Source organism: Thiohalophilus sp. (assembly GCF_031581315.1).
Lineage (GTDB): Bacteria > Pseudomonadota > Gammaproteobacteria > UBA6429 > Thiohalophilaceae > Thiohalophilus.
On record NZ_JAVLAZ010000063.1, the window covers coordinates 1,479 to 14,667 of the forward strand.

A 13,189-nucleotide genomic window follows, 5' to 3' on the forward strand; every position below is an offset into this window, starting at 1 on the left:
TTGGCAAGTTATGGCATCGCTTTATTACCCGTTCGGCGCAGCGCAGCTATCCCGAACAGGCGGTGACGCTGGCCGAGATCAGCAAGACCCTCGGCATTCTGTTTCGTGCCGCCGGGGGCGAGGGTGGTTTGCGGATCGAGGCGACCAGTGCCAGCGAACATGAAGGACGCCGCAGTCTGCTGGAGCGTATTGCCGGCAGCGGTGACAAGGTCGAGTTGTGCTGGCGGACGGAGGAGTCGCTGTTTTTGCCGGCCCGGGTCGACGCCTATCCCGAACGCCATCTGAACCGGGATCTGTATCTCTGGCTGGCGGCCCTGGCGGCCGAATACCGGCCGAATGACGAGGCCTGGTTTACCTATAGCCAGTGGCTGACCCGCCGGGTTTTACAGCGTTATCCGGGCCTCGCGGCCCGTTATCGGCGGCTGGTGGAGGCCGAGCTGGCACGGCGCCCCGAGCCCGCCAGCCTGCCGCGCGACGAGGCGGCCCGGGAGCAGGCGATTCGTACCGCGCTGAGCAATCCCGGCGAGGTCGCCGATCTGCCCGACGCCGGCAAGCCACCCCAGCCGGTGCTGTTGTGGCTACATCCCGCGCCGCCGCGGGCGCTGGATCGGCGCACCGGCCAACAGCCGGCACAGGACGATCTGCCCGAGGCCGAGGGGGATGTCGAACAACTGGACGACGAGCGTCGGCACCGGGCCGAGCAGGTCGACATGCCGGACGGCGACAAGGGGCTGGTGCTGGATCGGTTCGAGAACATTCTCAGCTGGGCCGAATACGTCAAGGTGGATCGCAGTACCGAGGAGGACGACGACATCGACGGCGCCCAGCAGACTCTGGATGACATGGAAGTGGTGAGCGTCGCGCGGGACAGCAAGAGCACGGCCAAGCGGCTGCGTTTTGATCTGGATCTGCCCGGCGAAGACGATGACGATCGGGCGATCGGCGAAGGAATCCGGCTGCCGGAATGGGACTACCGCAAGCAGACGTGGCTGGCGGATCACTGCTGTGTATTGCCGATGATCGCTGCTGACGCGCCGGCCTGCGAGCTGCCCGACCATCTTCTGACCACCGCCCGACGGTTAAAAAAACAGTTCGAGTCACTGGTGCCGCAACGGGTCTGGTTCAACCAGCAAAGCGACGGCAGCGAGATCGATCTGCACGCCTTTCTGGAACATTCCAGCGAACGCCTGCGCGGCCAGGCCATGGCCGAACAGCGGTTGTATCGGGATTTTCGCGGCGGGCGCCGGGATCTCTCCTGCTTGCTGCTGGCCGATCTGTCGCTTTCCACCGATACCTGGGTCAACAATGAATCCCGGGTGATCGATATTATTCGCGACAGTCTGATGCTGTTCTCCGAAGCCCTCTCCGCCAGCGGCGATCGCTTCGCCATTTACGGTTTTTCCTCTCGCTACCGGGATCATGTCCGGTTCCACACCATCAAGACCTTCGCCGAGAAACACAACGCCGCGATACGGGGCCGGATCAACGTTATCAAACCGGGCTTCTACACCCGTATGGGCGCGGCGATTCGCCAGGCGACGCGGACCCTGGAAAAACAAACCGCCCATGATCAGTTATTACTGATTCTGACCGACGGCAAGCCCAACGATCTGGATCACTACGAAGGCCGCTTCGGCATCGAGGATACCCGGATGGCCATCGTCGAGGCGCGCAAGCAGGGCATACAGCCGTTTTGCGTGACCATCGACGAAAAGGGCAACGATTATCTGCCCTACATATTTGGCAATGACGCCTTTGTGGTGATCCGCAAACCGGCCGAACTACCCCGCGACCTGCCGCTGCTCTACGCTCGCATCACACAGCACAGTGTTTAATAGAACATTTACTGGGAATCAACGCGGAGGACGCGGAGGCGCGGAGACGCAGAGAAAAAAGAAATTTTAATTCTTAATGTTGAATTAATGCGCGTCGACAATTCAAAGCTTCAAACTCAATATTCAAAATTATAAGCCTTTGCGTCTCCGCGCCTCCGCGAACTCCGCGTTAGTATCCGGTAGTTGAGAAATGAACCGATAACGTTGATACGTATCAAGGCGACAATTGCGGGATTTTTACTAGACTGTAACCGTGTCTAAAGGCACCAGATATTGCCATTTAAAAACCGGGGGCGGAATTGCTGGCAGTGATGAAACAAACGGTTGTCGCCTGTCTGTTGTTATTTGTCGTCGGGTCGTTATCGGCGGCCAGTGCGGAATTCGATCTGGGGGAGGTTCGGGCGTTTTTCCCGGTTGCCGATCGGCTTGTGGAGGCGGAGGGGCAACCGCCGGTCACACGGATCTACCGGGGCAATGTGTTGCTGGGTTATGCCTTTGTGACCACCGATATTGTCCCCATTCCGGCCTATTCCGGCGAGCCGATTCATACCCTGGTTACGATGGACACGACGGGGACGATCACGGGGGTCAGGATCCTGGCACACGAGGAGCCGATTCTGGTGGTCGGGATCACGGAACAGGATCTGCAGCAGTTTATTGATCAATACCTCGGCAAAAGTATTGATGACACCCTGAAAATAGGCGGGCGCTCGCGGCAGGGAACGACGGTGCTCGACGGTATCAGCGGCGCGACCATCACGGTGATGGTACTCAATGCGAGTATCACGCGCTCGCTGGAAGAGGTGAGTAAGTCTCTGACCCTGTCAGACGGGGTGAGTCCCTCTGACAAGGCGGGCGCAGTCGGGACCACGTCAGGGGATTATGGACCTATCTGGGTACAGGTCTGGCAGGAGCGTATTTTTCAAATCGTGGTGCTGGCGTTGGGACTGCTGGTTCTGTTGTTTATTCTGATTATGCAGGACTGGCTGGCACGGCATCCCCGCCTGTTACAGCGACTGCGCACCGGGTTTTTGATTTATACCGTACTGTTTATCGGCTGGTATTCCCTGGCCCAGCTGTCCATCGTTAATGTGCTGACCTTTTTGCGTTCCCTGTTCCGGGAGTTCAACTGGGAAAGTTTCCTCATCGACCCGGCGATGTTCATTCTCTGGTCGTTTGTCGCTGTCACCATCGTATTGTGGGGCCGTGGCGTCTATTGCGGCTGGCTGTGTCCCTTCGGCGCTCTGCAGGAGTTTGTCTTCCGGCTGGGACGCTATTTGAAAGTTCCCTCGTTCGAGTTTCCGGAGGTGGTGCACGAGCGGCTCTGGGCCATCAAGTACATCATTCTGCTGGGACTGTTCGGCCTGTCACTGCATTCGCTGAGCCTGGCCGAGACCTATGCCGAGGTGGAGCCGTTCAAGACTGCCATCACCCTGCGCTTTCAGCGTGAGTGGGGCTTCGTGTTTTACGCCTTGCTGATGCTGCTGGTGAGTCTGTTTATTCGCAAGTTCTTTTGCCGCTATGTCTGCCCGCTGGGTGCGGCGCTGACCTTTCCGGCCCGGTTTCGCATTTTCGACTGGCTGCGCCGGCGCAAGGAGTGCGGGCATCCCTGTCAGATCTGTCGCAACGAGTGCGAAGTAGGCTCCATTCGCGGTACCGGCGAGATCATCGAGACCGAATGCCATTATTGTCTCGCCTGTCAGATAACCTACTGGAATACTCAGAAATGTCCGCCGCTGATCGACAAGCGCCGTCGCCAGGAACGACACCGGCGCAACGCAGGCGGTGTGGCCGCAAAGGCACCCCCGTCGGACCCGCCGACCTGAATGAGGCCTGAGATGGCGCAGGAATGCGGCTGCCGACTATGCAGAACGGGGATCAGTGTTTTGAAAGTTTGTGACGTAGTCATCAGCAGCATGCCCGGCGAATTAATGGATTTAATCAAGGCTTGAAAACCATGAATAGCCAACTAGCCTTGATCAAAACCGATATAAGGAAGCCAAAATTTTGCGGTTTGATCGATGTCAAGGCGTCGTTGTTCTCAAAGTCATAAAACAACAATGAAGCCAAATTCTCACCAGGAGGGGACGACAATGAAACACCTCAACACAGGCAAAACGGTCGCCAGCGTTTGCGCGGCATTTGCCCTTTCACTTACCGCTGTACCGCTGTGGGCGGCGACCGACAGTGGCCATCCCGGCACGCCCGAAGAAGAGATGCGTTACAAGGGTGCGCCGGTACCGGAATCGGAAACCGGGGACACCCGCAGCTCCGCGGGACCGAAAATTACGGAGCAGGAATTTGCCCGGTCCAAGCAGATCTACTTTGAACGGTGCGCCGGTTGCCACGGGGTGCTGCGAAAAGGTGCGACCGGCAAACCTCTGACTACCGAAGAGACACGGAAGAAAGGGACGGAGTACCTGAAGACCTTCATCAACTACGGTTCACCGGCCGGCATGCCCAACTGGGGTACGTCCGGAGAATTGAGCGATGAAGAGATCGACATGATGGCGCGCTTCCTGCAGCATGAGCCGCCGACACCGCCGGAATTCAGCATGGCCGATATGAAGGATTCCTGGGAGGTTATTGTTCCGCCCGAAAAGCGGCCGAACAGGAAACAGAACAAGTATAACCTCGACAATATCTTCTCGGTCACTTTGCGCGATGCGGGCAAGGTTGCTCTGATCGACGGCGACAGCAAGAAGATTATAACGACTGTGGATACAGGCTACGCGGTGCACATTTCGCGCATGTCCCATTCAGGACGTTATATTTTCGTCATCGGGCGTGATGCCAAGGTCAATCTGATTGATCTCTGGATGAAGAAGCCGGACACCGTGGCCAAAATCAAGGTTGGCATGGAAGCACGTTCGGTAGAAACGTCCAAGTACAAGGGCTATGAAGACAAGTATGCGATCGCCGGAACCTACTGGCCGCCGCAGTTTGTCATCATGGACGGCGATACGCTGGAGCCGAAGAAGATTGTCGCTACCCGTGGCATGACTGTCGATACTCAGGAATACCATCCTGAGCCCCGTGTTGCGGCGATCGTTGCCTCGCATGAAAAACCGGAGTTTATCGTTAACGTCAAGGAAACCGGCATCGTCAAGATGGTGGACTATTCGGATCTGGAAAATCTGAAGATCACCAACATTGAGGCAGCCCGATTCCTGCATGATGGCGGTTGGGACGCTACCGAACGTTATTTCCTGACAGCGGCGAACAATTCCAACAAGATCGCGGTAATCGACTCCAAGGACAGCAAGCTGGAAGCGATGATCGATGTCGGCAAGATTCCGCATCCCGGTCGGGGCGCCAACTTCGTGGATCCCAAATATGGTCCGGTGTGGGCGACCAGCCATCTGGGGGATGACACCATCTCGCTGATCGGTACCGATCCGAAAAACCACAAGCAGTATGCCTGGAAAGTGGTGCGGACGCTGAAAGGTCAGGGCGGCGGTTCGCTGTTCGTCAAGACCCATCCCAAGTCCAATCATCTGTATGTGGATACGGCGCTGAACCCCAATGAGAAGGTTAGCCAATCGGTTGCCGTCTTCGATACCCGCAATCCTGAAAAACAGTTCAAGGTGCTGCCGATTGCGGAATGGGCGGATCTGGGTGAAGGACCGAAGCGTGTTGTTCAGCCCGAGTACAACAAGGCGGGTGACGAGGTCTGGTTCTCGGTCTGGAACGGCCAGGAACAACAGTCCGCGCTGGTTATCGTGGATGACAAGACATTGAAGCTGAAGAAAGTCATCAAGGACAAGAAACTGGTGACTCCGACCGGCAAGTTCAATGTGTACAACACCATGAAGGACGTTTACTAAACGTTGAAAATGGCAGGCCGGGCCACAAGGCTCTGCCTGCCTGCTTTACAGAAATTGCAGTTCGGGGTTCATCCCCGTCAAACGGTCTGAATCCCGACCTGCAAGGTTTGTAAGAAACACCAAAGGCTGGTACCTCATGAAAAACAAGTCCTGTGTCTATCTGGTCGGTACCGGACCCGGCGATCCGGACCTGCTGACGGTCAAGGCATTGCGCCTGATCAAACAGGCCGATGTGATTGTCTATGACAGGCTGGTTTCCGAGTCGATTCTGGAGCTGATCCCTGCCGGCAGCAGCCGTATCTTTGTCGGCAAAGCCACAGACCATCACACCCTGCCACAGGAAGAGATCAACGCTCTGCTGGTAAAAATGGCCCATAAGGCCAGAACGATTGTCCGTCTCAAGGGCGGCGACCCGCTGGTCTTCGGCCGTGGCAGCGAGGAAGCGACTTATCTAACCAGACACGGTATTGATTTTGAAATCGTACCCGGCGTGACCGCCGCGACCGCAGCCACGACCTATGCCGGTATCCCCATGACCCACCGGGGCCTGGCGACCGGTGTGCAGATCATTACCGGTCACTCCCGTAACAATCTTGATCTGCAGCATGACTGGAAAAAACTGGCCAACGAAGACACGACGCTCGTGGTGTATATGGGCCTGGCCAATATTCACGATATTACCCGCAAGCTGATCGACGCCGGTCTGCCGGCAGAGACGCCGGCCGCGGCCATTCAGGACGGGGCCACGCCCCGCCAGCGCCGCCTGATTACCACGCTGTCCGACCTGGCGGAGCAAACAGCACAACAGGCCTTCCGGCCCCCGGTACTGTTTGTGATCGGCAAGGTGGTGGCGCTGGCCGAGCAGATGGACTGGTATCTGCCCCGGGAGCAGACACCTGTCAAAGAGGGCGCACACCATGTGGTCTAGATTGTCGTTCGGCGTGTTGCTGATTGCCGGTATGCTGGCCATAACCACCACTGGCTGGAGCGCGGAGTCGATTTCGAACCAGCGCGCGGCCGAACTACGTCACATGGTGCTCCAGGATTGCGGCTCCTGTCACGGATTGACGCTCAAAGGCGGTCTCGGTCCGGCGTTAACTCCACAGGCCATTGGCGATAAACCGAAAGACGCCATGCTTGCGACCGTACTGCACGGGCGTCCCGGTACGCCGATGCCGCCCTGGTCCAACCTGTTGAGTCGCGAAGAAGCTCGCTGGATTATTGAATTGCTGTATCGGGGAGTGGACGAATGAGCCGTATGATCATGTATTACCGATCCGCTCTGTTACTACTGGCATTCCTGTTGGTAACAGGCTGTCAGGGTCTGGCGCCGCGGGCGACCGGCGATCTCGGGCTAGTGATCGAGCGGGCCACGGGCAGTGTGCAAATTATCGATACCAGCAGCCGGAGCGCGCTGGCCCGGATCGAGGGGCTGGGCGATCTTTCTCACGCCTCGGTAGTCTATTCCCGGGACGAACGTTATGCCTATGTGTTCGGTCGCGACGGGGGCCTTACAAAGATCGACATGCTGTTGCAGCGCATCGACAGGCGCATCATCCAGTCCGGTAACAGTATCGGCGGCGCGATCTCCCAGGATGGTTCGCTCATCGCTGTCTCCAATTACGAGCCCGGTGGTGTCAAAATCTTTGATGCACAAACGCTGGAACTCGTGGCCGATATTCCGGCAATCGGCGAAAACGGAAAACGTTCCAAGGTCGTGGGCCTGGTGGATGCCCCGCAAAAACAGTTTGTCTTCAGTCTTTATGAGGCCGATGAAATCTGGGTCGCTGATATGCGCCAACCAACGCAACCGCAAATCACCCGCTACCGGGATGTGGGCAAACAACCTTATGACGCACTGATCTCCGGCGAGGGACGCTATTACATCGCCGGTCTGTTTGGCGAGGATGGCCTGGCGCTGCTCGATCTCTGGCAGCCGCAGGCCGGTGTCAAACAGATTCTGGGCGATTACGGGCGTGGCGAGGAGAAATTACCGGTCTACAAAATGCCGCATCTGGAGGGCTGGGCCATGGCCGGGGATTATGCCCTGGTGCCGGCCGTGGGCGGCCACGAGGTGCTGGTTATCGACCGCTCGAACTGGCAGCTGGTCAAGCGTATACCGGTGCACAGTCAGCCGGTCTTTGTCATGGCCAGTCCGGATCAGCGCCATGTCTGGGTCAATTTCGCCCATCCGGACAACGACACCATTCAGGTGATCGATGTCGCCAGTCTGGAGGTGATCGATACGCTCAAGCCGGGTCCGGCTGTGCTACATATGGAGTTTACCCCCCGCGGTCACGAGGTCTGGGTGTCCGTGCGCGACGCCAACCGGGTGCGCGTCTATGATGCCTATACGCGGCAGGAGATTACCAGTCTGGAAATGGCATCACCCAGCGGGATTTTCTTTACCAACCGGGCGCATCGGATAGGTTTATGAACAGCGAACAGCCACTGAGTGAACTGGAACGTCACCTGCTGAACGATTATCAGCATGATTTTCCATTGTCGCCGACACCCTATGCCGACATGGCCGAACAACTGGGAGTGAGCGAGCAGCAGGTGCTTGAGACGCTCGACAAGTTGCAGAACGAGGGTCTGGTCAGCCGGGTCGGTGCGGTATTTCGGCCCAACCGGGTGGGTGCCAGCACCCTGGCAGCCATGTCGGTCGCCGAGGACGAACTGGAGTCCGTGGCGGAAATTATCAACAGCTATCCGCATGTTAATCACAACTACGAGCGCGAACATGAATTCAATCTGTGGTTTGTTGCCACGGCGGGTAGTGAGGCCGAGTTGTGTTCAGTCCTCGGGGAGATGGAAGAGCGAACCAGCCATTCCATCCTTGCACTTCCGCTCCTCGAGGACTACCACATTGATCTGGGGTTTGATTTGCAATGGACATGAAAGCCCTGAAAAAACAGCTACAAAGCATCAATCAGCATCTGGCAAAACTGGATACGGTTGACGATGCGCTGATTCATACTATTGAAAACGGATTGCCGCTGTGTTCCCGGCCCTATGCACAAATTGCCGATCAGCTGGAAATCGATGAGTCGGAAGTCCTGGCCCGTCTGGCCACCTTACAGCAACAGGGTGTCATCAAACGCATGGGCGTCGTTGTACGTCACCGCGAGCTGGGTTACCGTGCCAACGCCATGCTGGTCTGGGATGTGCCCGATGAGCGCGTTTCGGAACTGGGGCGCTGCCTGAGTCAATATGATTTTATTACACTATGTTATCGCCGTCCGCGAGTCCTGCCTGACTGGCCCTATAACCTGTTTTGCATGATTCATGGCAAATCCCGCGAGGAGGTGCTAGAGCGCATCGACTGGCTGATAGAGCAATGCCATCTGGAGGCGTTGCCACACCGTGTTCTGTTCAGTCGGCGTCGTTTCAAACAGCGTGGTGCGGTTTATCGGGCCACAGATGAGAAGACTCCGCGCGTTATAGACGAGAGACACTATGCAACTTGATGCAGTTGACAGGCAGATTATCAATGCCCTGCAAGAGGGGTTTCCGATCGCGGAGGAACCATTCGCCGAGGTCGCAGAAAAGCTTGCGCTGGATGAAAATGAACTACTAGCCCGTCTCGAGCGGTTGCTGGCCGACAAGACATTAACCCGTTTCGGGCCGATGTATCAGGCTGAAAGACTCGGTGGTGCATTTACCCTGGTGGCAATGAGCATTCGCGAGGACGATTTCGAGCGAGTCGCTGAAATCGTCAACAGCTTCCCCGAAGTTGCGCATAATTATGAACGAGAGCACCATTTTAACATGTGGTTCGTGATCGCCACGGAAAACCCCAAGCACATTGATGCGATTCTGACCGAGATTGAACTTGATACAGGCTACAGTTGTTACAACATGCCCAAGCAGGACGAGTATTTCGTCGGGCTGAAACTGGCTGTGTGAGCGGCGGGTTAAAACGATGCAGGCACTGAAAGACGACAAAGTATCCATGCTGGACGAGACGGATCGCCGGATTATTCTGGCGACACAGGATGGTCTGCCGCTGGAGCGGCGTCCCTATGAGGCTGTGGCCCGCAAGCTGGGTATCAGCGCGGAGGAAGTGATGCATCGGCTGCGTCGGATGTCGGACGAGGGTATTGTCCGTCGCATCGCCGCGGTACCGAATCATTATAAACTCGGCTATACCGCCAACGGCATGAGTGTCTGGAATGTGCCCGACGAGCATGTGGAGGCGCTGGGTAAACAGGTCGGTGCGCTGGAATTTGTCAGTCATTGTTATCGGCGGCCCCGTCATCTTCCGGCATGGCCCTATAATCTGTTCGCCATGGTTCATGCTACCAGCCGCGAAGAGGCGCTGGAAAAGGTTGGCGAAATTGCGCGATTGCTGGGCGACAATGATCGCGGGCACGACGTGTTATTCAGCCGCCGTATTCTTAAAAAGACCGGAATGCGGCTGACCCCCTAGGAGGCCATTATGTTCAGAATTACCCAGTATATGAAAGAGCTGGATACACTCGTCAAGGGAGCGGATGCCATATTACCCCCCAGACGCCAGCCACCGGGGCCGGTTGTCATCTGGAATCTGATTCGGCGCTGCAACCTGACCTGCAAGCATTGTTACTCTATTTCTGCCGACAAGGATTTTCCCGGGGAGCTGGATACGCAGCAGGTCTATGACGTAATGGACGATCTCCGGCAGTATGGCGTACCGGTTCTGATTCTCTCCGGTGGCGAGCCGCTGATGCGCGGGGATATTTTCGATATCTCGCATCGCGCCAAGGAGATGGGCTTTTATGTAGGTTTGTCTACCAACGGCACCATGATCACCGAAGATAACATCGATCAGATTGCCGCAGTAGGCTATGACTACGTTGGTATCAGCATCGACGGCATCAGAGAAACTCATGACTATTTTCGCCGTAAGCAGGGAGCCTTTGATGAGGCCATGCGCGGTATCCGGTTGTGTCGCGAAAATGGCATCAAGATCGGCATGCGTTTTACCCTGACGATGGATAATGCAGTTGAGTTACCGCAGTTGCTCGATCTGATAAATGAAGAAGGCATTAACAAGTTTTATCTCTCGCATCTGAATTACGCCGGACGCGGCAACAAAAACCGCAAGGACGACGTGGTACATCAGCTCACCCGCGACGCAATGGATCTTCTGTTCGATACCTGCTGGAGTAATATCCAGAATGGAATTGAGCAGGAGTTTGTTACCGGCAACAACGATGCTGACGGGGTTTATCTGCTTTTCTGGGTGGCACGCAACTTTCCGCAATATCTCGATTACATGCAGGCCCGGCTGGAGCAGTGGGGCGGTAACGCCACTGGCGTCAATATCGCCAACATCGATAATCTGGGCAATGTGCATCCCGACACCTTCTGGTGGGATTATACGCTGGGCAATGTCAAACAGCGCCGCTTCTCCGAAATCTGGGCAGATACCAGCGATCCGTTGATGGCTGGTCTCAAGGCCGAACAGCGCCCACTCAAAGGGCGTTGCGCCCAGTGCCAGCATCTGGCTGTCTGCGGCGGCAATACCCGGGTACGGGCCTGGCAGTTGAGTGGTGATCCCTGGCAGGAAGATCCGGCCTGCTACCTGAGCGACGAGGAAATCGGTTACACCGGTTTGCATGAAAGGCTGCAGCTCTATCCCTATTCCCGCCATCGGCAGGTTGCACAGCTCAAATCCTGAACAGGGAACGCCTGGTGTCGGGGCGTTTGTGCGGAAGATTTTTTAATCACCGAAGACACTGAATGCACCGGGCTTGCATAAAATAGTTTTTTCAGTGCCTTCGGTAGTCTCAGTGTTTTCAGTGGTTTAAATTGACGTGAACCTGTTGTGCAGACAAGATCTGCTGGTTCAAAAGGATAAGTGCATGTCGAAGTCGCTTTTTACTGTCACAGGTCATCGGATTGGACCTGTCGTATTACTGATGTTGTTATCCTTCTCGGTTATGGCGAACCCCGAGCCGCTTTACCAGCAACATTGTGCCAGCTGTCATGCTCCCAACCGGCTGGGTGCCATGGGGCCGGCCCTGTTACCCGGCAATCTCAAGCGCTTGAAAAAGAATGAAGCAGCCGAAGTTATTCGTCAGGGACGTCCGGCCACGCAAATGCCGGGCTTCTCTGACAAACTCAATGATGAGCAGATTGCCGCCCTGGTCGAGTATATCTATACCCCCCTGCCGGAGCTGCCGTCCTGGGGCGAGGCGGAGATAGAAGCCTCGCATCAAATTCACTATCGTCAGTCCGAACTCTCAGACACCCCGGTTTTCGACGCCGATCCGCTCAACCTGTTCATGGTGGTGGAGCTCGGCGATCATCATGCGACCGTATTGGATGGCGACAAATTTGAACCCATTCATCGTTTCGAGACCCATTTTGCGTTGCACGGCGGGCCCAAGTATTCGCCCAGCGGTCGTTATGTCTATTTTGCCTCGCGTGACGGCTGGATCAGCAAGTTCGATATGTACAACCTCAAGACCGTGGCCGAGATCCGCGCGGGCATCAATACCCGAAATCTGGCCGTATCCGCCGACGGCCGTTATGTCATGGTCGGCAACTACCTGCCGCACACCCTGGTTTTACTGGATGCCAAAGATTTGTCGCCAATCCGGATTTTTGGTGTCAGGGACAAGCAGGGTCGCTCTTCCCGGGTCAGTGCCGTGTATACGGCGCCGCCACGGGGCAGTTTTGTCGCGGCTTTAAAAGACGTCAAGGAAGTCTGGGAGATCAGCTATCTGGACGAGCCGGAACCGGTCGCTACTGGCTATATGCATGACTATCGCTATGAAGAAGGCTACATGGATCGGGGTCCGTTCCCGTTGCGACGGATCATGCTGGACGATTACCTGGATGACTTCTTCTTTGACCAGAGTTACAAACATCTGATCGGTGCGGCACGCAATGCCAATAATGGTCAGGTCATCAACATGATTGTAGGGCGCAAGATTGCCGAGGTCGATCTGCAAGGGTTGCCGCATCTGGGCTCCGGCATCAGCTGGGAATACCAGGGCCGACGCGTCCTGGCGACGCCAAATCTGAAAAAGGGAGAGGTGAGCGTCATCGATATGCAAACCTGGGAAACGGTAAAAACCATCAAAACCCACGGGCCGGGCTTTTTTATGCGCAGCCACAAAAACAGCCCCTACGCCTGGGTCGATGTTTTTTTCGGTCCACACCATGATGAAGTCCATATCATCGACAAATCGACACTGGAGATCGTCAAAACCCTGAAACCGGTCCCGGGAAAAACCGCCGCCCATGTCGAATTCGACCGCGACGGCCGTCATGCTCTGTTGAGTATCTGGGACAAGGAAGGCTATGTCATCGTCTACGATGCAAAGACCCTCGAAGAAGTCAAACGCCTGCCGATGAACAAACCCTCGGGTAAGTACAATGTCTACAACAAAACAAGATATACGGAAGGAACCAGTCACTAAGAACAGTGACTAGGTGCTAGGGGCTAGCATCTTGTGGGAGGCGATTTCATCGGCGACCTGCCGGGATTTGAGAGGTCGCGGCTGAAAGCCCCTCCCACAATCTAGTACCTAG

12 protein-coding genes are annotated in these 13,189 nt (G+C 56.2%); all 12 read left to right on the forward strand.

What is annotated here, in order from left to right; all coding sequences use genetic code 11:
* A partial coding sequence (locus RI563_RS09625) for a nitric oxide reductase activation protein NorD (protein WP_310694162.1) occupies positions 1-1,835 on the forward strand: 1,835 nt, incomplete at its 5' end.
* A 311-nt stretch (positions 1,836-2,146) separates the two neighbouring features.
* Positions 2,147-3,661: a 4Fe-4S binding protein gene (locus RI563_RS09630; protein WP_310694163.1), complete on the forward strand. Its 1,515-nt coding sequence runs from the start codon at positions 2,147-2,149 to the stop codon at positions 3,659-3,661.
* A gap of 267 nt (positions 3,662-3,928) precedes the next feature.
* On the forward strand, positions 3,929-5,662 hold the full coding sequence (locus tag RI563_RS09635) for a cytochrome D1 domain-containing protein (protein ID WP_310694164.1): 1,734 nt from the start codon (positions 3,929-3,931) through the stop codon (positions 5,660-5,662).
* Between the two features lie 136 nt (positions 5,663-5,798).
* Positions 5,799-6,590 (forward strand): uroporphyrinogen-III C-methyltransferase, encoded by a 792-nt coding sequence (gene cobA / locus RI563_RS09640; RefSeq protein WP_310694165.1) that lies wholly within the window; start codon positions 5,799-5,801, stop codon positions 6,588-6,590.
* The gene (locus tag RI563_RS09645; RefSeq protein WP_310694166.1) at positions 6,580-6,915 is read left to right on the forward strand and encodes a cytochrome c; all 336 of its coding nucleotides are present in this window, start codon (positions 6,580-6,582) and stop codon (positions 6,913-6,915) included. Before cobA ends, RI563_RS09645 begins: the two co-directional genes overlap by 11 nt.
* Positions 6,912-8,099 carry a cytochrome D1 domain-containing protein gene (locus RI563_RS09650; RefSeq protein WP_310694167.1) on the forward strand — a complete coding sequence of 396 codons (1,188 nt, stop codon included), beginning with the start codon at positions 6,912-6,914 and terminating at the stop codon, positions 8,097-8,099. Before RI563_RS09645 ends, RI563_RS09650 begins: the two co-directional genes overlap by 4 nt.
* Positions 8,096-8,563, forward strand: coding sequence for an Lrp/AsnC family transcriptional regulator (locus RI563_RS09655; RefSeq protein ID WP_310694168.1), 468 nt, complete (start codon positions 8,096-8,098; stop codon positions 8,561-8,563). The genes RI563_RS09650 and RI563_RS09655 overlap by 4 nt, the downstream gene beginning before the upstream one ends.
* On the forward strand, positions 8,554-9,132 hold the full coding sequence (locus RI563_RS09660; protein ID WP_310694169.1) for an AsnC family protein: 579 nt from the start codon (positions 8,554-8,556) through the stop codon (positions 9,130-9,132). The genes RI563_RS09655 and RI563_RS09660 overlap by 10 nt, the downstream gene beginning before the upstream one ends.
* Complete coding sequence (locus RI563_RS09665; RefSeq protein WP_310694170.1) at positions 9,122-9,571, forward strand: Lrp/AsnC family transcriptional regulator; 450 nt, start codon at positions 9,122-9,124, stop codon at positions 9,569-9,571. Before RI563_RS09660 ends, RI563_RS09665 begins: the two co-directional genes overlap by 11 nt.
* 16 nt (positions 9,572-9,587) lie before the next feature.
* Complete coding sequence (locus RI563_RS09670) at positions 9,588-10,094, forward strand: AsnC family transcriptional regulator (RefSeq protein WP_310694171.1); 507 nt, start codon at positions 9,588-9,590, stop codon at positions 10,092-10,094.
* 9 nt (positions 10,095-10,103) lie between these two features.
* The gene (nirJ, locus tag RI563_RS09675) at positions 10,104-11,327 is read left to right on the forward strand and encodes a heme d1 biosynthesis radical SAM protein NirJ (protein WP_310694172.1); all 1,224 of its coding nucleotides are present in this window, start codon (positions 10,104-10,106) and stop codon (positions 11,325-11,327) included.
* Positions 11,328-11,511: 184 nt separating this feature from the next.
* Positions 11,512-13,077, forward strand: a complete 1,566-nt coding sequence (locus tag RI563_RS09680) for a cytochrome D1 domain-containing protein (protein WP_310694173.1) — start codon at positions 11,512-11,514, stop codon at positions 13,075-13,077.
* Positions 13,078-13,189 lie beyond the last annotated feature (112 nt).

Bases quoted from the DNA above. Each gene is read 5' to 3' on its own strand.
- RI563_RS09660 (WP_310694169.1), top strand. From the start codon at position 8,554: ATGGACATGAAAGCCCTGAAAAAACAGCTACAAAGCATCAATCAGCAT.
- RI563_RS09630 (WP_310694163.1), top strand. From the start codon at position 2,147: ATGAAACAAACGGTTGTCGCCTGTCTGTTGTTATTTGTCGTCGGGTCG.
- RI563_RS09655 (WP_310694168.1), top strand. From the start codon at position 8,096: ATGAACAGCGAACAGCCACTGAGTGAACTGGAACGTCACCTGCTGAAC.
- RI563_RS09665 (WP_310694170.1), top strand. From the start codon at position 9,122: ATGCAACTTGATGCAGTTGACAGGCAGATTATCAATGCCCTGCAAGAG.
- cobA (WP_310694165.1), top strand. From the start codon at position 5,799: ATGAAAAACAAGTCCTGTGTCTATCTGGTCGGTACCGGACCCGGCGAT.
- RI563_RS09635 (WP_310694164.1), top strand. From the start codon at position 3,929: ATGAAACACCTCAACACAGGCAAAACGGTCGCCAGCGTTTGCGCGGCA.
- RI563_RS09650 (WP_310694167.1), top strand. From the start codon at position 6,912: ATGAGCCGTATGATCATGTATTACCGATCCGCTCTGTTACTACTGGCA.
- nirJ (WP_310694172.1), top strand. From the start codon at position 10,104: ATGTTCAGAATTACCCAGTATATGAAAGAGCTGGATACACTCGTCAAG.
- RI563_RS09680 (WP_310694173.1), top strand. From the start codon at position 11,512: ATGTCGAAGTCGCTTTTTACTGTCACAGGTCATCGGATTGGACCTGTC.
- RI563_RS09670 (WP_310694171.1), top strand. From the start codon at position 9,588: ATGCAGGCACTGAAAGACGACAAAGTATCCATGCTGGACGAGACGGAT.
- RI563_RS09645 (WP_310694166.1), top strand. From the start codon at position 6,580: ATGTGGTCTAGATTGTCGTTCGGCGTGTTGCTGATTGCCGGTATGCTG.